The 20,408-nt window shown below is 75.6% G+C and carries 23 protein-coding genes; 13 read left to right on the top strand and 10 right to left on the bottom strand.

Translation table 11 applies throughout. The annotated features are described in order from the left end of the window. Window positions 1-80: 80 nt before the first annotated feature. Window positions 81-1,562 (top strand): hypothetical protein, encoded by a 1,482-nt coding sequence (locus tag EAH89_RS21010; RefSeq protein ID WP_140885672.1) that lies wholly within the window; start codon window positions 81-83, stop codon window positions 1,560-1,562. Then, window positions 1,559-2,410 carry a hypothetical protein gene (locus EAH89_RS21005; protein WP_140885671.1) on the top strand — a complete coding sequence of 284 codons (852 nt, stop codon included), beginning with the start codon at window positions 1,559-1,561 and terminating at the stop codon, window positions 2,408-2,410. Before EAH89_RS21010 ends, EAH89_RS21005 begins: the two co-directional genes overlap by 4 nt. A gap of 31 nt (window positions 2,411-2,441) precedes the next feature. Here the strand turns inward: EAH89_RS21005 and EAH89_RS21000 are convergent, their stop codons facing one another. The 4 genes from EAH89_RS21000 to phaR form a co-directional block, all read right to left on the bottom strand. Beyond that, window positions 2,442-2,978, bottom strand: a complete 537-nt coding sequence (locus EAH89_RS21000) for a Smr/MutS family protein (protein ID WP_140885670.1) — start codon at window positions 2,976-2,978, stop codon at window positions 2,442-2,444. Continuing rightward, window positions 2,978-3,766 (bottom strand): LutC/YkgG family protein, encoded by a 789-nt coding sequence (locus tag EAH89_RS20995; protein WP_140885669.1) that lies wholly within the window; start codon window positions 3,764-3,766, stop codon window positions 2,978-2,980. The genes EAH89_RS21000 and EAH89_RS20995 overlap by 1 nt, the downstream gene beginning before the upstream one ends. Next, window positions 3,763-5,196, bottom strand: a complete 1,434-nt coding sequence (locus EAH89_RS20990; protein WP_140885668.1) for a lactate utilization protein B — start codon at window positions 5,194-5,196, stop codon at window positions 3,763-3,765. The genes EAH89_RS20995 and EAH89_RS20990 overlap by 4 nt, the downstream gene beginning before the upstream one ends. A gap of 164 nt (window positions 5,197-5,360) precedes the next feature. Then, window positions 5,361-5,972 carry a polyhydroxyalkanoate synthesis repressor PhaR gene (gene phaR / locus EAH89_RS20985; protein ID WP_140885667.1) on the bottom strand — a complete coding sequence of 204 codons (612 nt, stop codon included), beginning with the start codon at window positions 5,970-5,972 and terminating at the stop codon, window positions 5,361-5,363. Window positions 5,973-6,234: 262 nt separating this feature from the next. On the opposite strand from phaR, the gene EAH89_RS32705 reads away from it, so the two are divergent. From EAH89_RS32705 to hemA, 4 genes are all read left to right on the top strand, one after another. Then, on the top strand, window positions 6,235-7,062 hold the full coding sequence (locus EAH89_RS32705; RefSeq protein ID WP_241667129.1) for a hypothetical protein: 828 nt from the start codon (window positions 6,235-6,237) through the stop codon (window positions 7,060-7,062). Beyond that, window positions 6,965-8,143, top strand: a complete 1,179-nt coding sequence (locus EAH89_RS20980) for an alpha/beta fold hydrolase (RefSeq protein WP_241667133.1) — start codon at window positions 6,965-6,967, stop codon at window positions 8,141-8,143. Before EAH89_RS32705 ends, EAH89_RS20980 begins: the two co-directional genes overlap by 98 nt. A 124-nt stretch (window positions 8,144-8,267) precedes the next feature. Further along, window positions 8,268-9,443 (top strand): acetyl-CoA C-acetyltransferase, encoded by a 1,176-nt coding sequence (locus tag EAH89_RS20975; protein WP_140885665.1) that lies wholly within the window; start codon window positions 8,268-8,270, stop codon window positions 9,441-9,443. A gap of 183 nt (window positions 9,444-9,626) precedes the next feature. Continuing rightward, a complete protein-coding gene (hemA, locus tag EAH89_RS20970; RefSeq protein WP_140885664.1) occupies window positions 9,627-10,847 on the top strand; it encodes a 5-aminolevulinate synthase in 1,221 nt (406 codons plus the stop codon). Here hemA and EAH89_RS20965 read toward each other — a convergent pair. Further along, window positions 10,795-12,000 (bottom strand): acyltransferase family protein, encoded by a 1,206-nt coding sequence (locus EAH89_RS20965; protein WP_140885663.1) that lies wholly within the window; start codon window positions 11,998-12,000, stop codon window positions 10,795-10,797. The genes hemA and EAH89_RS20965 overlap by 53 nt on opposite strands. A 106-nt stretch (window positions 12,001-12,106) precedes the next feature. Then, the gene (locus tag EAH89_RS20960) at window positions 12,107-12,295 is read right to left on the bottom strand and encodes a soj family protein (RefSeq protein WP_140885662.1); all 189 of its coding nucleotides are present in this window, start codon (window positions 12,293-12,295) and stop codon (window positions 12,107-12,109) included. Between the two features lie 256 nt (window positions 12,296-12,551). On the opposite strand from EAH89_RS20960, the gene phbB reads away from it, so the two are divergent. The 3 genes from phbB (at window position 12,552) to EAH89_RS20945 (ending at window position 14,300) form a co-directional block, all read left to right on the top strand. Next, window positions 12,552-13,274, top strand: a complete 723-nt coding sequence (gene phbB / locus EAH89_RS20955) for an acetoacetyl-CoA reductase (RefSeq protein WP_140885661.1) — start codon at window positions 12,552-12,554, stop codon at window positions 13,272-13,274. Between the two features lie 68 nt (window positions 13,275-13,342). Next, window positions 13,343-13,582, top strand: coding sequence for a hypothetical protein (locus EAH89_RS20950; RefSeq protein WP_206667624.1), 240 nt, complete (start codon window positions 13,343-13,345; stop codon window positions 13,580-13,582). A gap of 82 nt (window positions 13,583-13,664) precedes the next feature. Continuing rightward, entirely contained in the window at window positions 13,665-14,300 is a 636-nt protein-coding gene (locus tag EAH89_RS20945) for a YciI family protein (RefSeq protein WP_161993701.1), read from the top strand. A 106-nt stretch (window positions 14,301-14,406) separates the two neighbouring features. Here EAH89_RS20945 and EAH89_RS20940 read toward each other — a convergent pair whose 3' ends face one another. After that, a complete protein-coding gene (locus EAH89_RS20940) occupies window positions 14,407-14,766 on the bottom strand; it encodes a phage holin family protein (protein ID WP_140885659.1) in 360 nt (119 codons plus the stop codon). Between the two features lie 93 nt (window positions 14,767-14,859). Here EAH89_RS20940 and yddG point away from each other — a divergent pair, with 93 nt between their 5' ends. Beyond that, window positions 14,860-15,720, top strand: a complete 861-nt coding sequence (yddG, locus tag EAH89_RS20935; protein WP_140885658.1) for an aromatic amino acid exporter YddG — start codon at window positions 14,860-14,862, stop codon at window positions 15,718-15,720. Between the two features lie 10 nt (window positions 15,721-15,730). On the opposite strand, the gene EAH89_RS20930 is transcribed toward yddG, so the two are convergent. Both EAH89_RS20930 and EAH89_RS20925 read right to left on the bottom strand, forming a co-directional pair. After that, window positions 15,731-16,345, bottom strand: coding sequence for an SAM-dependent methyltransferase (locus EAH89_RS20930; RefSeq protein WP_140885657.1), 615 nt, complete (start codon window positions 16,343-16,345; stop codon window positions 15,731-15,733). 10 nt (window positions 16,346-16,355) lie between these two features. Continuing rightward, window positions 16,356-17,069, bottom strand: coding sequence for a YggS family pyridoxal phosphate-dependent enzyme (locus EAH89_RS20925; protein ID WP_140885656.1), 714 nt, complete (start codon window positions 17,067-17,069; stop codon window positions 16,356-16,358). Here EAH89_RS20925 and EAH89_RS20920 point away from each other — a divergent pair. The 3 genes from EAH89_RS20920 (at window position 17,068) to EAH89_RS20910 (ending at window position 19,964) form a co-directional block, all read left to right on the top strand. Beyond that, a complete protein-coding gene (locus EAH89_RS20920; RefSeq protein WP_140885655.1) occupies window positions 17,068-17,679 on the top strand; it encodes a thiamine phosphate synthase in 612 nt (203 codons plus the stop codon). The two genes, EAH89_RS20925 and EAH89_RS20920, sit on opposite strands and share 2 nt — an antisense overlap. A gap of 214 nt (window positions 17,680-17,893) precedes the next feature. Beyond that, window positions 17,894-19,279: a porin gene (locus EAH89_RS20915; protein ID WP_140885654.1), complete on the top strand. Its 1,386-nt coding sequence runs from the start codon at window positions 17,894-17,896 to the stop codon at window positions 19,277-19,279. Window positions 19,280-19,427: 148 nt separating this feature from the next. After that, window positions 19,428-19,964: a DUF3576 domain-containing protein gene (locus tag EAH89_RS20910; protein WP_140885653.1), complete on the top strand. Its 537-nt coding sequence runs from the start codon at window positions 19,428-19,430 to the stop codon at window positions 19,962-19,964. Window positions 19,965-20,003: 39 nt separating this feature from the next. Here EAH89_RS20910 and EAH89_RS20905 read toward each other — a convergent pair whose 3' ends face one another. Continuing rightward, window positions 20,004-20,366, bottom strand: coding sequence for a PRC-barrel domain-containing protein (locus EAH89_RS20905; protein WP_140885652.1), 363 nt, complete (start codon window positions 20,364-20,366; stop codon window positions 20,004-20,006). Window positions 20,367-20,408 lie beyond the last annotated feature (42 nt).

Raw genomic sequence — 20,408 nt, 5'->3', positions numbered from 1 at the left:
CATTGCGCCGTGGCTTTCATGCGACGATCCTGCGGGCACCTCGCCGGGCGGGCCGGCGCGGGACGGATCGGGATGTCTGAATGCGCGGGATCCTCACCGGCTCCTGGCTAGGTTGGGCAGGGCCGGGCCGGGCGGGGCTCGTCCTCTCCCTGCTCCTCGCCGCCGCCCCGGCCCTTGCCCAGGGCGCGCCGGGCCGGGCCGAGCGCGAGGCGGTGGTCGTCAACGAGACCGGCCTTGCCGTGCGCGAGCTCTACCTCGCCCCCGGCAACGAGACCGACCCCGGCCCCGACCGGCTCGGCGCCGACACCCTGCCGCCCGGCGGCAGCCTCCGGCTCCGCCTCGGCCGCAACCAGCCCTGCGCTTGGTCGCTCCGCGCCATCCTCGCCGACGAGACGCAGGACGACCGCCGGATCGACCTTTGCCGCAGCCCGCGCGTGGTGCTGGGCGACACCTCCGCCCCCTCGCGCGAGGCAATCGTGAACAACGACACGGACCTCGACCTGCGCGAGCTCTACGCCGCTCCACCGGGCGCTCCCCGCGGCCCCGACCGGCTGGGGGCGGAGGTGGTGCCGGCGGGCCGGATGCACCGCCTGCGACTCGGCCGCCGGCGGGACTGCGTCTTCGACATCACGGCCGTGCTCGCCGACGGCACCGAGGTCTTCCGCCCGCGCGCCGACATCTGCCGCAGCCCGCGGGTGACGCTCGCCGACCCCTCGCTCCACTGGCGGGAGCTGACGATCGCCAACGGCTCGGGGCGCGTGCTGCGCGGCCTGCACGCCGTGCCCGGCGGCCGCTCCCCCGCGCTCAACGCCGAGGAGGGGTGGGGCGCGAACCGCATGGGCGGCGAGACCGCGCCCGACGGCAGCAGCTTCCGCCTGCGGATCCGCCTGCCGGGCTGCGAGGCCGACTTCCGCGCCACCTACGAGGACGGCAGCGCCGAGGCGCGGCGCGACGTCGACGTCTGCCGCACCCCCACCGTCACCTTCGACGGCAGCGGCATCCCCCGCCCGCCCGAGCGCGGCGTCACCTTCGTCAACCGCCACGGCGCGCGGATCGACGAGGTCTACGTCTCCTCCTCCACCGAGGGCGACTGGGGGCCGGAGCGGCTGCCGGGCGGCCTGGGGCGCGGCGAGCGGCAGCTCCTCACCCTGCCCGTCGACTGCGTCGTGGACCTGCGCGTCGTCTTCCCCACGGGCGGCGCGGAGGAGCGGCGGGAGGTGAACATCTGCCAGGTGCCGGTCGTCGCCGTCCGCCCCGGCTGGACCATCGCCGCCCGCCTCGACGAGGGCGAGGAAGACGACGACGGGCCGCGCCCGGGCAGCATCCGGCTGCGCAACACCGCGGCGCTCCCCGTGGTCGAGCTCTACGTCGACGCGCCCGGCGAGCCGCGCGGCCCGGACCGGCTCGGCGCCACCGTGCTCGGCCGCAACGAGACGCTGGACATCGCCCCGCCCGAGGGCGCCGGCTGCCCCGCGCGCCTCACCGCCGTCTTCCGCGACGGGCGCGAGGTGACGCGCGACCCGATCGACCTCTGCGCCGGAATCGAGGTTCCCTTGCCATGAACCGCCTCCTCCTCGCCCTCGCCCTGCTGCTGCCCCCGTTGCTGCCCGCCAACGCCCAGGCCCCGGACGCCGTGGCGGCGGTGCCCGAGCGCCTGCGCGGCGCCTGGTTCGCGGGGGACTGCGCGGCGCCCGCCGGCATGCTCGCCCTCTCGGCCCGCGCCGCCGCCCGCGTGCCGGCGGAGGGGCCCGCGCGGCTGCTCCGCTTCACCGAGGCGCGGCAGGCCGCCGGCTGGACGGTCGCCACCGGCCGCGGCGCCGAGGCCCCGCGCCTCCTCCTCCGCCCCGCCGGCGAGGGGCTGGAGACGGCGGAGCCCGCCAACAAGCTCCGCGACGACCGGCTTCCCGGCGACGCCCCCGTGACCGCCTGGCGCCGCTGCGCCGCGACCCCGCTCGCCTTCGCCTCCCAGGGGGAGGGCGTCGCCTTCCTCGGCAGCGTGGAGGTGCTGGAGGCCGCCTGCGGGCCGGGGATCGGCAGCGTGCCGGACTGCGCCGCCGCCATCGTGCGCGTGGGCGACGTCTCCGGCGACAACCTTCTCGGCACGGCGGAGCTGGCGCGGCTGTTCCGGGGCGCCGCCTGGCTGCTCTCCATCCAGTCCGAGGCCGGGCCGGAGCTGGCGGGGCTGGCCGGGGGCGCCGGCGCGCTCGGCGGCCTTGCGGCCGCGCGGGTGGTGCTCGAGAGCCTCGACTACGACGGCGACAACCGGCTCTCCGCCCGCGAGCTGGCCCAGGACCGGGCGGCGCTGGCCACCGTCGGCGAGGCGCGCGGCCGGCCGCTGGCCCTCGAGCGCCTGTCGGACGGGATCGCGGTGCTGCGCGGGGTGGTCGAGGGGCTGATGGGGGCGGACTGAGGCGCGGCCGCGCCGGTCTAGCCGCGCCGGCCTAGCCGCGCCGCCGCCGCAGCAGCAGGTGCACCGCCCCCGTGTTCGCCCGGTGCGGGTGCGCGGCCCCAAGGATGAGCGGGCGCAGCGAGGGCAGGTTCAGCCAGTGCGGCAGCTCCCGCCGCAGCACGCCGCCCTCCCCCGCGCCCTTGCCGGTCACGATCGCCACGCAGCGCAGCCCGTCCGCGTGGGCCGCGCGCAGGAAGGACAGGGTGGCGCCGTGCGCCTCCTCCGCCCGCCGCCCGTGCAGGTCGAGCGTCCGCTCCGGCCGCGTCTTGCCGCGCCGCAGGTCCCGCCAGCGCTTCTCGTCCAGCCCCGCCCCCGGTTGGCCGACGGCGACGAGCGGCACCGTGGCGGGCTTCGTCGGCCGGCGCGGCGCGGCGGGGGCCGCGGGCGCGGCCAGGGGCTCGGCGGGCGGCGCGGGCGGGGGTGGCGGCGGCGCGTCGCGGCCCGGCAGCGCCTCCACCGCGTTGAGCGACAGGTAGGCGTGCCAGAGCGCCCGCTCGGACGCCGAGACGATGCGGGCCCGGCGCGCCATCAGTCCGCCGGGTTGGCGATCTGCCCCGGGCGCGCCACGGGCTCGCGCGCCGCCTCCGGCCGCGGGTCGCCTTCCGAGAGCGCGACCCGCGCCGCCGGCTCGTCCTCCACCAGCACGACGTGCAGCCGGCGCGGCCCGTGGGCGCCGAGCTCCAGCGTCTGCTCGATGTCGGCGGAGCGCGAGGGCCCGGTCACGAACATGATGTTGCGCGGCATGAAGCCGCCCGAGGGCTCCGCGCCCCCGCGCTCCGCCCGCAGCCGGTCCCATGCCTCCTCGTAGGCGCCCACGATGGCCGAGGCGCGGATCATCGCGATTTCGGTCTCGGGCAGCAGGTTCAGCGTCGTCGGCCGCGCGGGGTCGGAGGGGAAGAGCATCGTCCCCGTCTCCGCGACCCCGGCCCAGGCGTGCTGCACCGAGACCGCGTCGTCCCCCCGCGCGCGCCGCGCCTCGAACTCGAGCATCGGGCGGCTGTCCCAGGGCAGGGAGGTCAGCTCCGGGTGCGGCGCCATCGCGAAGCGCGGCGCCAGGTTCTGCGCGGCGAGGTAGTCCGCGACCGCCGCCGGCACCGCCTCCGCGTCCGGCACCCGCTCCACCGTCGCGAACTCCTTCTCGAGGTTCCGCACGAAGAGCGCGATCTGCTCGGGCCGCGACACGCGGGAGCGGGCGGGGATGAGGTGGCGCGGGTGCGTCGCCAGCCGCCCGTCGAGCATCGCCCGCTGGTCCGCCGGCAACGGGCCGCGCTTCAGCCCTCGGCGGATGGCGTTGAGAATGCCCTCCCGGCTGCTCATCGCCGCCCGCCCCGCTGCGCGGCCGCGTAGCGCGCCATGAAGGTGCCGCCCGGCTCCGGCGCCGGCAGGTCGCGCCCCTCCGTCCAGCCGCCCGCCAGCGGCAGGCTCTGGAAGCGTCCGCGGCCGCGGCCGAGCAGCGACAGCGCCCCCATGCCGAGGCGGGACGCCGCCCGGTACCAGCCCGGCCGCCGCGCGAACCACCCCCAGACGCCGAGCCCGGTGCGGACGGAGGAGGGGGCCAGGTGCCGCTCGAACTCCCGCTCCCGCCAGTGGCGCATCATCTTCGGCAGGGGGATCTTCACGGGGCAGACGCTCTCGCAACGCCCGCAGAAGGTGGAGGCGTTGGGCAGGTGCCCGGACTTCTCGACGCCCACGAGGGAGGGCGTCAGCACCGACCCCATCGGCCCCGGGTAGACCCAGCCATAAGCGTGCCCGCCCGTGACGCCGTAGACCGGGCAGTGGTTCATGCAGGCGGCGCAGCGGATGCAGCGCAGCATCTCGTGGAAATCCGTGCCGACCATGTTGGACCGGCCGTTGTCGATGAGGACGACGTGGTACTCCTCCGGCCCGTCCAGGTCCCGCGCGCGCCGCACGCCCGTGCTGAAGGTCGTGTAGACGGAGAAGTCCTGCCCCGTGGCCGAGCGCGCGAGCAGCCGCAGCAGCGAGGTGCAGTCCTCCAGCGTCGGCACCACCTTCTCGATGCTGGCCAGCGCTATGTGCACGCGCGGCAGCGTCTGCGTCAGGTCCCCGTTCCCCTCGTTCGTCACGATGACGGAGGAGCCCGTCTCGGCGATGAGGAAGTTCGCGCCGGTGATGCCGACATCGGCCGCCAGGAAGCGCTCCCGCAGCTTGCCGCGGGCCTCGGCCATGATGTCGCGGCGGTCGTGGAACACGCGGTCCTTCGGCAGGTCCGTGTGCGCGGCCCGGAAGCGCGTCTCCCAGTCGTCGCGGTTGAGGTGGAAGGCCGGGGCGATGATGTGCGACGGCGCCTCGTCCACGAGCTGGAGGATGTACTCGCCGAGGTCGGTCTCCACCGGCGTGATCCCGTGGGCCGAGAGGTGCTCGTTCACCCCGATCTCCTCGGAGATCATCGACTTGCCCTTGGTGACCGTCCGCGCGCCGGCCGCGCGGCAGATCCCGAGCACCGTCTCCCGCGCCTCGGCCGCGTCGGCGCACCAGTGGACCTTGCCGCCGTTGGCGATCACGTTCCGCTCGAAGACCTCGAGGTAGTGGTCGAGGTTCGCCAGCGTGTGGTTCTTGATGTCGCGCCCGATGTCGCGCAGCCGCTCGAACTCCGGCAGCGCGGCGATGGCCTGCGCGCGCTTGGAGTGGAAGCCGGAGCCGCCGCGCTTGAGCGCGGTCTGGAGGCGCTCATCCCCCAGGGCTCGGGAGGCGCGGCGCTTGAAGTCGGGGGAGGTGAGGGCGACCATCCCCCCAATCTAGTGCGCCCGGCGGCGCCGCGTAATGCCCGGCGCCGCTCTGCGGTCGCCCGGCGCCGCTCGGCGGTCGCCCGGCGCCACCGTGTGGTCGCCCGGCGGGGCCCCGCGGGCGGGAACGGCCGACCCCGCGCGGGGTCCGGGCCGTCCCCGCGGGCTCAGCCCGCCCCACCCTTCAGCCGCTCGAGCTCCCCCCGCAGCCGGGCGACCTCCTCGCGCAGCACCTGCGTCTCGTCCACGGGGTGCGCCGCCGGCCCGGCCGTGCCGCCCGCCCGGGGGAAGGGCGTGAAGAGGCTCATCGCGCGCTCGAGCATGGCCAGGTTCTGCTTGCCCATCTCCTCGAAGGAGGAGAAGGCGTTGAAGCCGATGGCCGAACCCACGGCGTCCTGCGCCGCGCGGCGCATCCCCTCCTGCTGGCGGGCGAAGGTGCCCATCGTGGCCTCGAGGTAGCGCGGCACCACCGCCTGCAGGCTGTCGCCGTAGAGGCCGATGAGCTGGCGCAGGAAGGGGATCGGCAGCAGGTTCTGCCCCTTGCTCTCCTCCTCCACGATGATCTGCGTCAGGACGGAGCGGGTGATGTCCTCCCCCGTCTTGGCGTCGGAGACGGTGAAGTCGCGCTTCTGCCGCACCATGCCCGCCAGGTCCTCCAGCGTGACGTAGGAGGAGGTCTCGGTGTTATAGAGGCGCCGGTTGGCGTATTTCTTCACCACGACCGGCGGCCGGGGCGGGGTCTCGGCTGCCGCGTCCTGCGGAGCGGCGGGTTGGGGCATGGTCCGGTCTTCCTCCCCCGGATCGCGCCGGGTCGCTGGTGCGCCCCCGAACGGCGCGCTGCCTGTTCACGGGCCGGGATGCCTGATGCTAGACCCGCCACGCCGCAATGCAAAAGGCGCCTCTTCCGGGGCCGGCCGGGTGCAGCGCGGCGGGAGCGCCGGACCGGTCGGGGGATGGCCGTGTTGACGGACAAGGACCAGAAGATGCCCCTCGCGGAGGGCCGCGGCGCGGCCGTGCGGGACGGGACGGGTCGGGGAAGAGATGGACGGGTCGGACGGCAAGGCCCCGGGGGGCCCGGAGGCGGGCGGCCCGGCGGAGGGGACCGAGGCGCCGGACCTCGCGCGCCTCGCCGCCGACTGGATCAGCCTCTGGCAGGGGGAGATGGCCGCCATGGCCACCGACCCCGCCCTTCTCGCGGCCTGCGCGGGCGCCGCCACCTCCTGGGCGCGCCCCTGGACCGAGGCGGCCCGCGCCAGCGGCGTCCCCAACCCCTGGTCCGCGCCGGGCACCGGCTGGCCCGCCGCGGCCCTGAACCTTCCCTGGGCGCCGCCCTGGCCCTCGCCGGCCGGGCCGCCCTCCTGGCCCTCGCCCTGGCCGGCCCCCTGGCAGCCGCCGTCCTGGCCGCCCGGCTGGCCCCAGGGCTGGGCGCCGCCGGGCTGGGCGCCGCCGGGCTGGCCGCCCCAGCCGCCGGCCGGGCCGCCCCCATCGCCATCCTGGTCCTTCCCGTCCTGGCCGCCGCCGGGCTGGCCGGCCCCGCCCCCCTCGCCCCCGGGATGGCCGTCCCCCTGGCCCGGCCCGCCCGCCGCGGAGGGGAGGCCGCCGGGATCGCCACCCCCGGACGCCGCGCCGCCGGAGCCACCGCATGAGCCATCGCCGCGGGCCGCGCCCGCTGCCGGCGCACCTGACGCTGGCCCTGGGCCGCGCCTGGCTGTCGCTGGCCTCGATCCCCTCCGCCCCGATGCCGGGGATGGCGCCCTCCGCGCCCGGCTCGATGCCCTGGAGCGCGAGCTGGCCGGGCTTCGCGCCGCGCTCGCCCGAGGCGAGGGCGGAGCACCGGCGGATCCTGCACGCCCTCCGCGGCGGCGCTGACCCCGAGGGCTTCCGCGCCGCCGTCCTCCGGCGCCTCCAGCAGGAGGACGCCGCCCTCCTCCGCGGCATCGTCGCCTACCGCGACCACCCCTGGCGCCGCGACCTTCCCGCGCCGCCCACCCTCTGGTCCGACGGCCCGGCCCGGCTGCTGGACTACGGGGGCGCGGACCGCGCGGCGCCCGCCGCCCTCTTCGTCCCCTCCCTCGTCAACCGGGCGTCGGTGCTGGACCTCATGCCCGGCCACTCGATGCTCCGCTGGATGGCCGGCGCGGGGCTGCGCCCCCTCCTGCTCGACTGGGGCGAGCCCGGTGCGGCCGAGCACCGCCTCTCCCTCGGCGACCTCATCGCCGGCCGGCTGGAGCGCGGCCTGGCCGCCGCGGCCCGCGCCGCGGGCGGGCCGGTCGTCCTCGTCGGCTACTGCATGGGCGGGCTCCTGGCGCTTGCCGCCGCCCTCCGCCGGCCGGACCTCGTCCGCGGCCTCGTCCTGCTGGCGACCCCCTGGGACTTCCACGCGGGCGGCGCGGAGGCGCGGGCCCGGGCGCGCGCCTCGGCCGACATCCTGCCCTCGCTCGAGCCCGTCATGGCCGCGACGGGCGGGCTGCCGGTGGACTTCCTCCAGCTCGCCTTCGCGGGGCTCGACCCCTTCGGGATCGCGCGCAAGTTCCGCGCCTTCGGCCGCCTCGACCCCGCCTCGCCCCGCGCCGCCCATTTCGTGGCGCTGGAGGACTGGCTGAACGACGGCGTCCCCCTGCCCGCCCCCGTCGCGCGGGAGTGCCTGGGCGGCTGGTACGGCGCCAACACCCCCCTGTCCGGGGAGTGGCGCGTCGCCGGGGAGGCGGTGGACCCCGCGGCCTGGCGCGGCCCCGCCTTCGTCGCCATCCCCCGCGGCGACCGCATCGTGCCGCCCGAGAGCGCCCGCGCGCTGGCCGCCCGCCTGCCCGCCGCCACCGTGCTCGACGTGCCCGCGGGGCATATCGGCATGGCCGCGGGCCTCCGGGCCGAGACCGCCCTCTGGCGGCCGCTCCGCGACTGGGTCCTGGGCCTGCCGCGCGGCGCCGGGCGCGCGCCAGACGCGGAATGAGGGGCAGACCCGCTCTTCCCGGGATTGCTTGCCCCCCGCGCCACGCGCAGCATCACCCCAATTATAACCCCCCTCCCAGCGGCCCCCTCGCCGGAAAATCCTGGGATCAACGAGGAGCGCACCCATGGACGACATCGTCATCGCCTCCGCCGCCCGCACCCCGGTCGGCAGCTTCAACGGCGCCTTCGCCAGCCTGCCCGCGCACCAGCTTGGCGCCATCGCCATCAAGGCCGTGCTCGAGCGCGCCGGGGTCTCCGCGGAGGAGGTGGACGAGGTGATCCTCGGCCAGGTGCTCTCCGCCGGCGCCGGCCAGAACCCGGCCCGCCAGGCCGCCATCCTGGCGGGCATCCCGGTCGAGCGCACCGCCTTCGGCATCAACCAGCTCTGCGGCTCGGGCCTGCGCACGGTGGCGCTCGCCGCCCAGCAGATCGCGACGGGCGACGCGACGATCGTCATCGCCGGCGGGCAGGAGAGCATGACCCAGGCGCCCCACGCCGCGCAGCTTCGCGCCGGGCAGAAGATGGGCGACCTCGCCATGGTCGACACCATGATCAAGGACGGCCTCTGGGACGCCTTCCACGGCTACCACATGGGCAACACCGCCGAGAACGTCGCCCAGAAGTTCCAGATCACGCGCGAGCAGCAGGACGAGTTCGCCGCCGCCTCCCAGCGCAAGGCGGGCGAGGCGATGAAGGCCGGCCGCTTCAAGGACGAGATCACGCCGGTGACCGTGAAGGGCCGCAAGGGCGAGACCGTCTACGAGAACGACGAGTACCCCAAGCCCGAGACGACGATCGAGATCCTGCAGAAGCTCCGCCCGGCCTTCTCGAAGGAGGGCTCCGTCACCGCCGGCAACGCGTCGGGCCTCAACGACGGCGCGGCCGCCCTCCTCGTCATGAGCGGCGCCGAGGCCTCCCGCCGCGGCGTCACGCCGCTGGCCCGCATCGTCTCCTGGGCCACCGCGGGCGTCGATCCCTCCATCATGGGCACGGGGCCCATCCCCTCGTCGCGCCGCGCGCTCGAGAAGGCCGGCTGGTCGGTGGACGACCTCGACCTCATCGAGGCGAACGAGGCCTTCGCGGCGCAGGCCTGCGCGGTGAATAAGGACCTTGGCTGGGACCCGGCGAAGGTGAACGTGAACGGCGGCGCCATCGCGCTCGGCCACCCCATCGGCGCCTCGGGCGCGCGGGTGCTGAACACCCTGCTGTTCCAGATGCGGCGCCAGGGGGCCAAGAAGGGCCTCGCCACGCTCTGCATCGGCGGCGGCATGGGCGTCGCCATGTGCGTCGAGGCCGCCTGACCGGCGCGTCCTCCCGTTGACCCCGGGCCGGCCGCGGCCGGCCCGGGAACCCCCGCTTCTCGCCCCCCTGGCCCGCGTCCGGCGCCGGGAGGGCGAGAAAATTATGGAAATGGTAGGCCCGCCGGGTGGATACGTTCCCGTGATCCCGCCCCCCACCCTGACCAGGCACGGCCAGACCCCCATATGCCCGCCACCATGCCGGATTACGACGCGCTCCTCGGTGCCCATCTCGACGCGCTCCGCGCGGAGGGGCGCTACCGCCACTTCCTGACGCTGCACCGCCAGCCCGGCGCCTTCCCGGCGGCCCGGCGCGCGGACGGCTCGCCCGTCACCGTCTGGTGCTCCAACGACTACCTCGGCATGGGCCAGCACCCCGCCGTGCGGGACGCCATGATCGCCGCCATCCGCGAGGACGGCGCCGGCGCCGGCGGCACGCGCAACATCTCCGGCACCGGCCGCCACCACGTGGCGCTGGAGGCGGAGCTCGCCTCGCTCCACGGCAAGGGGGCCGCCCTCGTCTTCACCTCCGGCTACGCGGCGAACGAGGCGGCGCTGTCGACCCTCGCGCGCCTGCTGCCGGGCTGCACGATCCTGTCGGACGCCGACAACCACGCCTCCATGATCGCGGGCATCCGCCACGGCGGCGGGCCCAAGCGGGTCTTCCGCCACAACGACGTCGCCCACCTCGCCGAGCTTCTCGCGGAGCTTCCGCCGGAGGCGCCGAAGATCGTCGCCTTCGAATCCGTCTACTCCATGGACGGCGACATCGCGCCCATCCGCGCCATCGCCGACCTCGCCCGCGCCCACAACGCGCTCACCTACATCGACGAGGTCCACGCGGTCGGCCTCTACGGCCCCGGCGGCGCCGGCGTCGCGGCGCGGGAGGGGGTGGAGATTGACGTCGTCGAGGGCACGCTCGGGAAGGCCTACGGCGTCGGCGGCGGCTACATCGCCGGCAGCGCGACCCTCGTGGACGCCGTCCGCTCCTTCGCCTCGGGCTTCATCTTCTCGACCACCCTCGCCCCGGCCATCGCGGCGGGCGCGCTGGCTAGCGTGCGCCACCTCCGCGCCTCCGACGCCGAGCGGACGGCCCACCAGGAGCGCGCCCGCGCCACCCGCGACGCCCTTCTCGCCGAAGGGCTGCCGGTGATGCTGAACCCGAGCCACATCGTGCCCGTTATGGTCGGCGACGCCGCCCTCTGCCGCGCGGCCAGCGACCTCCTGCTGGACGAGCACGGGATTTACATCCAGCCGATCAACCACCCGACCGTGCCCCGCGGCACCGAGCGCCTGCGCATCACGCCGACGCCGCTGCACGACGACGCCGCCATCGCCCGTCTCGCGGGCGCGCTCACCGCGGTCTGGGACCGCCTCGGCCTGCCGCGCCGCAAGCGCGCGGCCTGACGGCGGCGGCGCGGGGCCTCAGGGGGGCTCCGCCTTCGCCCGGTCCGTCGCGGCAAGCGCCCCCTCCGGCGCCGTCCCCGGGCGGGGACGCGTGATCCGGCGGGCCAGCCGGTGCGCCGGCCGCTCCACCGAGGAAGAACAGCCAGGCCGCCGGCAGCGCGGCGGCCAGGCTGAGGGCGGCGATCCGGGCCGGGGCCAGGGCGTCGTGCAGCCCGTGGTGCAGGGCCGCGAGCAGCGGCTCGTGGACGAGGTAGAGGCTGAAGGAAACGGTGCCGAGCGCGACCAGCGCCGGCCGCCGCAGCGCCGCCCGGAACGGCCCCGGCCGCTGCCCCGCCCAGATCAGCAGCGCGGCGGCGGCGACGATCGCGAGGTCGCTGCCGACCCGCGCCAGCCCGGCCACCGCCAGGAGCGCGGCCGCCACCATCCCCCAGCCGCCCGGAATCTCGGCGACGCGGCCGGCCTCCAGCGCGACGCCGAGCAGGAAGGGCAGCAGGAAGTAGAGCGTCGCCCGGAGGTCCTCCAGCGCAGTCTCGCCGGTGTAGGTGCCCTCCCCGGCGGAGCCGCCGGCTAGGCCGGACAGGCCGGCCCCGACCAGGACGAGCCGCGCCGCGCCCCGGCTTCCCCCCAGCGCGGGCACCGCGACGAGGGCGGGGATGAGGAGCGAGATCCGCCACTCGTGCACGAGGCTCCAGACGGGGTAGACGAGGTCGAAGCCCCGCTCCGGCACGAGCAGCAGCGCCTGCCGCAGGAACTCGCCCAGTTCGGGCGGATGCCGCCAGAGCTGCTGCCGCAGCCACGGCGTCTGGCCGGGCCAGGTCCCGTCATAGGTCAGGCGGTAGAGCAGCACCGAGAGCAGCAGGGCGCCCAGGGTCGGCAGGCCGAGCCGCACGGCGCGCTGCAGGACCCAGCGCGCGTAGCGGCCGGCCGAGCGCCCGGTCCCGGTGCCGCGCAGGGAGCGCGCGAGGACGTAGCCGCTCAGCACGAAGAAGAAGAGCACCGCCGGGCGCCCCGACACGAGCCCGCGGAGCGGCGAGGCCTCCAGGACGTCGTAGAGCCATCCCCTCAGCAGCCCGGCCGCCACGAGGTTGTGGTGCAGGAGCACGGAGAGGGCGGCGAGGCCGCGGAGCGCGTCGAGTTCCGGCTGTCGCGGCAATCGTTGCAAGGCTGGGCACCGAGGGGATCGGGAGGGCCCCGCGGCTACCAGCGCATGCGCGCGCCCGCAAGGGCGGCGCGGCGGATCCGGGCCGCGCCCGGGTCCCTCAGGCCGCCATGCGCCGCTGCGCGCGGTCCTGCGTCAGGCAGGCCGCCGCCTCCGCCAGGTGGCCCGCCGCCTCGTCGGCCCCGAGCTCCAGGCAGCACCGCTCCAGGTGCTCCATGAGGCGCGTCAGCGCGGCCATGTCGCGGCCGGCCTCTTCCGGCCAGAGCACGGCGGCGATCGGAGTGTCCATGGGGAGGCGGTCCTTGATGGCGGCGGGCGGCGCGGCGGTGGGTGCCGCGAGTGCGCACGGGCGGCGGCGTCCTACACCGCCAGGGGGTTGTGCCGCCACCATTCTCTCGCGCCGGGCACCTATTCCGCGGCCGGGGGAAGAAAACGGCGGCCGGGGCGGCTATCCGGCGGGCTCCGCCCATGAGGCCCCCCTTGAAGCCCCTTGGCCCATGCGCCAGCCTCACGGACGGGAGCCCACGTCCAAGAAAGGTCCAACCATGGCACGCATCGCACTCGTCACCGGGGGTCAGCGCGGCATCGGCGCCGCCATCAGCGAGCATCTGCAGAAGAACGGCCGCACGGTCGTCGCTTCCTACGCCGGCAACGACGAGGCGGCCCGCGCCTTCACCGAGCGCACGGGCATCCCGACCTACAAGTTCGACGTCTCCGACTGGGACCAGTGCGCCGCGGCCCTGAAGAAGATCGAGGCCGAGGTCGGGCCGGTGGAGATCCTCGTCAACAACGCCGGCATCACGCGCGACAACACGATGAAGCGCATGGACCGCAAGGCCTGGGACGACGTGATCGACACCAACCTCGGCTCCTGCTTCAACCTCTGCAAGCTCGTCTGGGACGGCATGTCGTCCCGCAAGTTCGGCCGCATCGTGAACATCGGCTCGATCAACGGCCAGGCCGGCCAGTACGGGCAGGTGAACTACGCCGCCGCCAAGTCGGGCATCCACGGCTTCACCAAGGCCCTCGCGCTCGAGGGCGCGCGCGCCAGCATCACCGTGAACGCCATCGCCCCGGGCTACGTCGACACCGAGATGGTGCGCGCCGTGCCGCCCGACGTGCTCGAGAAGATCATCGCCCGCATCCCCCGCGGCCGCCTCGGCACCGCCGACGACATCGCCCGCGGCGTCGCCTTCCTCACCGCCGACGAGGCCGACTTCATCACCGGCTCCACCCTCTCCATCAACGGCGGCCAGCACATGTACTGAGGCCGCACGGGGAACCGCGTCGGCCAGCATCCGTTACCTCCGTTCCAATCCAAGGAACGGAGGCGACGATGACAGCGTCCAAGCATCCCCATGGCGGCCCGAACGAGAAGGGGCTGGGCGAGGGCATCCCCCGCCCGCCCTCCGACGAGGAGCGCAACCCCGGCATCGGCTCCTCCAAGGGCACCTTCGGCCGCGGCACCGACCCCGCGGTCCTGCAGGGCGACAACACCGACGAGGGCGACACCGCCAACGACACAACGCCCGATGGCGGCGTGGACCCCGGCAAGCTCGGCCGCACGAACCGCTAGCGGCACGGCCCCCCGCGCCGCCTTGCCGCGGCGGCCCGGGCGGGCCAGCCTCCCGTCCGGGATGACCCGGGGAGGACCGACCATGACCGACTGCACCCTGGTGCTGGCAAAGGGCGCCGCCGACGCCGCCGAGCGGATCGGCGCCGTCCGCCCCGCCCACCTCGACCTGCTCGCGAGCCTAGCCGAGGCCGGGGACCTCCTTCTCGGCGTGGCGGTGATGGACGAGGCGGGGGCCTATCGCGGCTCGCTCCTCCTCGTCGCCGACGCGGCGCTCGACCGCTACCTCGAGGCGGAGCCCTTCCGCCGCGGCGGCGTCTGGGAGAGCCACGCGACGCATCCCTTCCGCCTCGCCTCTCTGCCCTGGCGCCCGCTCCCGTCATCGGGCCCGGCCGCGCCGAGCCCGACCCACAGCATCGCCATCGCCCGCGACGGGGCCGACCCCGAGGCCCTCTCCCGGCGGCTCGCGGTGCGCGACGCCCATTTCGCCCGCGTCCACCCGGCCGCCGAGACCGGCCTCCTCGCCGCCGGCGGCGCCATCCTCGACGCGCCCGGGGGGCGGATGGTGGGCTCGGTCGCGATAACGGCCCACCCGAGCCTGGACGAAGCCAGGGCCTGGTGGGCCGTCGATCCCTACATGACCGGCGGTGTCTGGAGGGACACCGCCTGGCACCTCACGCGCTTCGCGCCGCTTCCCTACCGCCCGTTGCCGGGGCCGTGACCCCTCCGGCGCGCCCGGACCGGAATCGCCTTCGGGGGCGCGCCGAGGGAGGCCAGCGCGGCGGCCACCGCCGCCGTGATCGCGACGGCGGCAAGGACGGCCGCGGTCACCGCGCCACCGCCGCGGTGCGGTCGCCCACCAGCTTGTTGGCCAGCCACGAGACCAGCCAGATGATGATCGCGCCGAAGAAGGCGGCGGAAAGGTTGGTGATCCGCATGCCCGGCATCAGCAGCGCCGTGAGCCCGAGCATCAAGGCGTTCACGACAAGGGTGAACAGGCCGAGCGTCAGCACCGTGACGGGCAGGGACAGGGTCGCGACGATCGGGCGGATGACCGCGTTCACCACGCCGAAGATGATCGCCGCGATGATCAGGGTGGTCAGGCTGGAGAACCACAGCCCGGTCACGACATTCGCCGCGATGTAGAAGGCAACGGCCGTGATGACCGTTCGAATCAGGAAGCCCACCGTGTCCAACTCCTCGCCCAGGCCAGCGCCGGAAAGATCCGGCAGGATGCAGGGGCAACGCGCCCTCCGCGCCCCGGTTGCCGGGCTTGCGCAATGAACCGCGCCACCGCCTCCGGCATCGGCGCGCTCGCCCTCTGGGCCTTCCTCGCCCTGCTCGCCCGCGGCGCCGCGGGGCTGCCGCCGCTGCAGGTCACGGCCATGGCCTTCGCCGCCGCCGGCATCCTCGCGACCGCCTGGCTCGCCCTCACCGGGCGGCTCGCCGCGCTGCGCCAGCCGCCCATTGCCTGGGCGCACGGCGTGGGCGGGCTCTTCGGCTACCACGCCCTCTACTTCGCGGCCCTCGCCTGGGCGCCGCCGGTGGAGGCAAGCCTCATCAACTATCTCTGGCCGCTGCTGATCGTGACCCTCTCCGCTCCCATCCTCGGCCTGCCGCTCGGGCCGCGCCGCCTGGCCGGGGTCGCGCTCGGCTTCGCGGGCTGCGCGCTCGTCGTCGGGCCGGGCGCCGCCTTCCCGCCGGGCGCGGTGCCGGGCTTCCTCTGCGCGGCGGCGGCGGCCCTCGTCTGGGCCCTCTACTCCGTCACCGCCCGCCGCCTCTCGGGGGTGCCGACCGAGGCCGTCGCGGGCTTCTGCCTCGGCGCCGCCCTCCTCGCCGCCCTCTCCCACCTCGCCTTCGAGACGACGGTGGTCCCGACCCCCCGCGAATGGGCCGCCGCCCTGCTGCTCGGCCTCGGCCCCGTCGGCGCCGCCTTCTTCCTCTGGGACGTCGGCATGAAGCGGGGCGACCCCCGGCTGCTCGGCACGCTCGCCTACGCGGTGCCCGTGGCCTCCACCCTCCTGCTGCTGCTCTCGGGCGAGGGGCAGGCCGGGCCGCGGGTCGCGGTCGCCGCCGCGCTCGTCGTCGGCGGGGGCTGGCTCGCGGCCTCGGCCAAGGGCGAGGCGCCGGCCGCGGCCTGAGAGGCCATCCTTATAAGGGGGGCGGCTTCCGCAGGACGGCCCGCACGACCTCGGCCGGGCCCTGGTGCTTCGGCCCCTCGTCCAGCACGACGGTGCCCTCGAGGCACTCCAGCACCTCCAGCCCCGCGAAGCGCTCCCGCACGAGGGCGGCGGACCAGAGCAGGGAGGGGTCGCGCGGCCCGCCCGAGCGCCGCCCCTCCTGGGCCGGGGTGAAGCCCTCCAGCACGAGCAGCCCGCCCGGCGCCAGGGCGGCGGCCGCGCCCGCCGCCACCACCGCGCGGTCCGCGGGCGGCAGGTGCACGAAGATCCAGGCGACGAGGTCGAAGGCGGCCGCCGGCCAGTCCCAGGCCGTGAGGTCCGCCACCACCGGGCGCAGCGGCACCCCGCGCGCGGCCGCCAGCGCCGCCGCCTTGGCCAGGCCCGTCGCCGACCAGTCCACCGCCGTCACGTCCAGGCCGCGCTCGGCCAGCCAGACCCCGTTCCGCCCCTCGCCATCGCCGAGCGACAGCGCGCGCGAGCCCGGGCGCAGCCGCCAGGCCTGCGCCTCCAGGTGGCGGTTCGGCGCCTCCCCGAAGGCGTAGCCGCCGGAGGCGTAGCGCGCGTCCCAGGCGCCGGCGTCGCTCACCCGCCGCGCCTCAGACCGGCGAGGGCCGCGCCCCGAAGAGGGCGCTTCCCACCCGCACCTCGGTCGCCCCGCACTCGACCGCCGCCTCGAAGTCGCCGCTCATGCCCATGGACAGCACGGGCAGCCCCTCGTCGGCCGCGAAGGCGGCCAGCCAGCGGAAATGCGGCGCCGGGTCCTCGCCCTCGGGCGGGATGCACATGGCGCCCGTCACGGCCAGCCCATGCGCCTCCCGGCAGGCGCGGAGGAAGGCCGAGGCCTCGTCCCGCGCCACGCCGGACTTCTGCGGCTCCGCCCCCGTGTTCACCTGCACGAGCAGCGCGGGCGCGCGGCCCTCCCGCCGGATGGCGTCCGCGATGGCCTCGGCCAGGCGCGGGCGGTCGAGGCTCTCGATCACGTCGGCTACCCGCACGGCGTCCCGCGCCTTGTTCGTCTGCAGCCCGCCGATGAGGTGCAGGCGCATCGCCGGGTGCGCCGCGCGCAGGGGCGGGAACTTGCCGGCCGCCTCCTGCACGCGGTTCTCGCCGAAATTCACCTGCCCCGCCGCCAGCGCCGCCTCCACCGCCGCGGCCGGGTGCGTCTTGGAGACGGCGACGAGCGCGACCGCCGCGGGGTCGCGCCCCGCCCGGTCGCAGGCGACGGCGATCCGCGCCTTGATCCGGGCGAGATTCGCGGCGATGGCGGAGGCGTCGGGGGCGTGTTCGGCGGGGGCGGGGAATTCGGTCATGAGGCGCGGGACGCTAGGGCAGAACCAGGCTCCCGGGAACCGCGGCCTGCCCACCCTCTGGCTGCTCAGCGACGCCCGCCGCCTGCCCGATCCCCGCGCCGCGGCCGGGCGCCTGCCGCCGGGCAGCGCGGTGCTGGCGCGCGACCTCGACCCCGCGCTGCTGGGCCCCCTCGCGCTGCTCGCCCGCCGGCGGGGCCTGCGACTCGTCCTTGCCGGCGAGGGCCGCGCCGCCCTCCTCCTTCGCGCCGGGCTGCACCTGCCGGACCGCCGCCCCGCGACGGGCCTCCTTCCCTTCCTCCTCGCCCGGCGCCGGCCGCGCCCGCCGCTGCTCTCGGTCGCGGCGCACGGGCGGGGGGGACTCGCCCGCGCCCGCCGCCTGGGGGCGGACCTCGTCCTCCTCTCGCCGGTATTCCCGACGGCCAGCCACCCCGGCGCCCCCGCGCTCGGCCCGCTGCGCTGGGGGGCGGTCGCGCGCGGCGCCGGGCGGCCGGTCGTCGCGCTCGGCGGCGTTACCGCCCGCAACCGGCGCCGCCTGCCCGGCCTGCCCGGAAAGCGAGGGCCGGGCGCCCCCGCAACCCTGGGCTGGGCGGCCATCGGGGGGCTCGCCTGAGCCTGTGGCGTGCTGGCCACAGTGTTTCGCGGATGTCGCGTTCGGCCCGATTGCGCCATGGACGCCTTCCGACACCCTGAACCATAGTCCGCCCGGGCTCGGCCAAAGGGGGGCGCATCCTTGGGGTGCATTTCTCGCGGCAAACCCGCCGAGGGGGGCGGGCGGGTCGCGTGAAGCGCCGGGGCTGCTCCCCGGTACGTCAGGAGGATTTGGGATGCGTAAGCTTCTTCTCGGCAGCACGGCCGTCGCCGCCGCTGCCCTGTTCGCGCCGACCGGCGCCATGGCGCAGGGCGTGAGCTTCTCGGACAGCTCGATGGGCGCCGCCGGCACCTCGATGCGCGGTCTCGAGGTTCGCATCGGCGGTTACTACCGCGCGATGTACAACTACACGAACCAGACGAACGACAGCAACGCGACCACGCGTCTCGGCAAGTCTGACTTCACGAACGAGATCGAGATCCACATCCTCGCCTCGGGCAAGGCCGCGAACGGCCTCCAGTACGGCGTGGCGCTCGAGATCGAGAACGACGCCTACCGTCAGCCGCAGGCGTTCAACGCCACGGTGACGCCGAACCAGACCTACAACTCGGTCAACAACAGCGGCAAGAACACGCTCGCCTATGACGAGGCGTGGGCCTACCTCGCCGGCTCCTGGGGCCAGATCCGCTTCGGCGACGAGGACGGCGCGGTCCAGCAGCTCCAGTCCGGCCACATCACCGGCTTCGGCGTCGGCGGCCTCGACTCGGGCGACCAGTACCAGCAGGTCGTCGGCGGCAACCAGCGCGGCGCCTTCAGCACCGTGAACGACCCGGGCGACAACACGAAGCTCATCTACCTGTCCCCGCAGTTCCTCGGCTTCGACGCCGGCGGCAGCTTCTCGTTCAACACGAACGACGGCGCCAACTCGGGCTGCGACGCGCTCAACGCCGCCGCGCTCTGCGACCGCACCTCCGCGCTCAACGGCCAGAACTTCCGCCGCCGCAACGAGATCCAGGCCGCCCTCCGCTGGCGCGGCGCCTTCGGCCCCGTGGGCCTGACCGCCACCATCGGCTACTACGGCGCGGACTCCATCAAGAACACGACCGGCTTCTCGCCGCAGCGCCTCGACATGGTCTGGGCCGGCGTCGCGGCCACCGCCTACGGCTTCACGGTCGGCGGCTGGTACACGGGCGGCAGCGGCAACGCGAACTTCGCCACCAAGCTCGAGCGCAGCGCCGGCAACCCGGTCGACAGCCGCAACATCGACGCCTTCCTCGTCGGCGCCACCTACACGATCGACGCCATCACGATCGGCGGCCACTACCTGCGCTCGGTCTCGGCCGGTGCCCAGACCCTGACCGGCGGCACGGCCGGCGGCGGTGGCGTGCTCCGCGCCGCCACGGGTGACCGCACCGACACGGGCTTCGCGGTCGGCGGCAACTACCGCATCGCGCCGGGCCTCGACTTCTTCGCCGAGTACCTCCAGACCCAGCGCAAGGAGGCCGGCTTCGACTTCGTGACCGGCAACACCGCCACGGCCGCCACGGTCGCGAACGGCACCTTCATCCAGCGCGGCTCGAACGTCGGCACGGTGCTCGCCGGCTTCCGCGTCGCCTTCTGATCCAATCCGCTTCGGCGGAACCCAAGGGGGCGGCGGGGAAACCCGCCGCCCCTTTTTCATGCCCGCCTCCCGGCGGCCGCCGAAACCCCGCCGCCTTCTCCAACTTACCCCTTGCGCCCCGGCCCGCGGCTGCCTTAGGTGCCGGCCCATGCGCCATCTTCGCCTCGCCGCCCTTGCCCTTCCCGTGCTCGTCGCCGCCTGCGGCCAGACCCGGCAGGTGGACAACAGCGAGTACTACGACGACAGCCGCCGCGCCCGCGTCACCGGCCGCCTCTCCGGCAACCAGGACGGCCTGCTGATCCTCGGCACCAGCCGGCGCGAGGGCGGGGGCAACGGCGGCGGCGCGGGCGCCGACCAGGGCACCCTCGGCGTGAACGCCTATCTCTGGCGCGCCAGCCTCGACACCCTCTCCTTCATGCCGCTCGCCTCAGCCGATCCCTTCGGCGGCGTCATCATCACCGACTGGTACAGCCCCCCCGCCGCCCAGGGGGAGCGCTTCCGCGCCACCGCCTATATCCTCGGCCGCCAGCTTCGCTCGGACGGCGTGCGCGTCTCGGTCTTCCGCCAGGAACTCCGCAACGGCCTCTGGGTGGACGTCCCCGTCGCCAACGCCACGAGCACGGAGCTCGAGGACAAGGTCCTCGCCCGCGCCCGCGAGCTGCGGAGCCAGTCCGCCGCGCTCTGAGCCCGGCGGCCCGAGACTGGCGGTCCGGCTCCACTGCCCTCAGTAGCCGAGCGCCGGCAGCGACCGGACCTCCGCCGAGGCCATGTCCAGCGCCACGCGCCGCTCGGCCTCGGACAGGCGCAGCCGCTCCAGCGGCACGGCGACGTATTTCTGCGCGAGGCCGAGCCGGCTCTCCACCTCGATCACCACCATCGTCACGCGCCCGCCGGCGGGATCGATGATGAGGTCCTGCACCTCGCCCACCTCGACGTTGTCGGTGCTGTAGACGTCGCGGTCGATCAGCGCCTCGGCCCGCAGGTGCCCGGACGGGATGGCGGTGGCGCCCGCCGGGGTCTGGCCCTGCGCGAGGGCGGGGGCCGCGGCGAGGGCGGCGAGAAGGGTGGCGGTCCGCATTAACTTCATGTCATGAATCCTTCGTCAGCGGGGCTCAGAACCCCGTGGCCG

Origin of the sequence: Muricoccus nepalensis (genome assembly GCF_006438825.1) — a bacterium.
Lineage (GTDB): Bacteria > Pseudomonadota > Alphaproteobacteria > Acetobacterales > Acetobacteraceae > Roseomonas > Roseomonas nepalensis.
The sequence above is the reverse complement of the archived record's forward strand: the minus strand, read 5'-3'. Positions and strand labels throughout refer to the sequence as shown.

Bases quoted from the DNA above. Each gene is read 5' to 3' on its own strand.
- EAH89_RS20925 (WP_140885656.1), bottom strand. From the start codon at position 17,069: ATGACCGAATTCCCCGCCCCCGCCGAACACGCCCCCGACGCCTCCGCC.
- EAH89_RS20950 (WP_206667624.1), top strand. From the start codon at position 13,343: ATGACAGCGTCCAAGCATCCCCATGGCGGCCCGAACGAGAAGGGGCTG.
- EAH89_RS20945 (WP_161993701.1), top strand. From the start codon at position 13,665: ATGACCGACTGCACCCTGGTGCTGGCAAAGGGCGCCGCCGACGCCGCC.
- EAH89_RS20975 (WP_140885665.1), top strand. From the start codon at position 8,268: ATGGACGACATCGTCATCGCCTCCGCCGCCCGCACCCCGGTCGGCAGC.
- EAH89_RS20980 (WP_241667133.1), top strand. From the start codon at position 6,965: ATGCCCTGGAGCGCGAGCTGGCCGGGCTTCGCGCCGCGCTCGCCCGAG.
- EAH89_RS21000 (WP_140885670.1), bottom strand. From the start codon at position 2,978: ATGGCGCGCCGGGCCCGCATCGTCTCGGCGTCCGAGCGGGCGCTCTGG.
- EAH89_RS21010 (WP_140885672.1), top strand. From the start codon at position 81: ATGCGCGGGATCCTCACCGGCTCCTGGCTAGGTTGGGCAGGGCCGGGC.
- EAH89_RS20995 (WP_140885669.1), bottom strand. From the start codon at position 3,766: ATGAGCAGCCGGGAGGGCATTCTCAACGCCATCCGCCGAGGGCTGAAG.
- EAH89_RS20920 (WP_140885655.1), top strand. From the start codon at position 17,068: ATGAGGCGCGGGACGCTAGGGCAGAACCAGGCTCCCGGGAACCGCGGC.
- EAH89_RS32705 (WP_241667129.1), top strand. From the start codon at position 6,235: ATGGACGGGTCGGACGGCAAGGCCCCGGGGGGCCCGGAGGCGGGCGGC.
- phaR (WP_140885667.1), bottom strand. From the start codon at position 5,972: ATGCCCCAACCCGCCGCTCCGCAGGACGCGGCAGCCGAGACCCCGCCC.
- EAH89_RS20960 (WP_140885662.1), bottom strand. From the start codon at position 12,295: ATGGACACTCCGATCGCCGCCGTGCTCTGGCCGGAAGAGGCCGGCCGC.
- phbB (WP_140885661.1), top strand. From the start codon at position 12,552: ATGGCACGCATCGCACTCGTCACCGGGGGTCAGCGCGGCATCGGCGCC.
- hemA (WP_140885664.1), top strand. From the start codon at position 9,627: ATGCCCGCCACCATGCCGGATTACGACGCGCTCCTCGGTGCCCATCTC.
- EAH89_RS21005 (WP_140885671.1), top strand. From the start codon at position 1,559: ATGAACCGCCTCCTCCTCGCCCTCGCCCTGCTGCTGCCCCCGTTGCTG.
- yddG (WP_140885658.1), top strand. From the start codon at position 14,860: ATGAACCGCGCCACCGCCTCCGGCATCGGCGCGCTCGCCCTCTGGGCC.
- EAH89_RS20990 (WP_140885668.1), bottom strand. From the start codon at position 5,196: ATGGTCGCCCTCACCTCCCCCGACTTCAAGCGCCGCGCCTCCCGAGCC.
- EAH89_RS20905 (WP_140885652.1), bottom strand. From the start codon at position 20,366: ATGAAGTTAATGCGGACCGCCACCCTTCTCGCCGCCCTCGCCGCGGCC.
- EAH89_RS20910 (WP_140885653.1), top strand. From the start codon at position 19,428: ATGCGCCATCTTCGCCTCGCCGCCCTTGCCCTTCCCGTGCTCGTCGCC.
- EAH89_RS20915 (WP_140885654.1), top strand. From the start codon at position 17,894: ATGCGTAAGCTTCTTCTCGGCAGCACGGCCGTCGCCGCCGCTGCCCTG.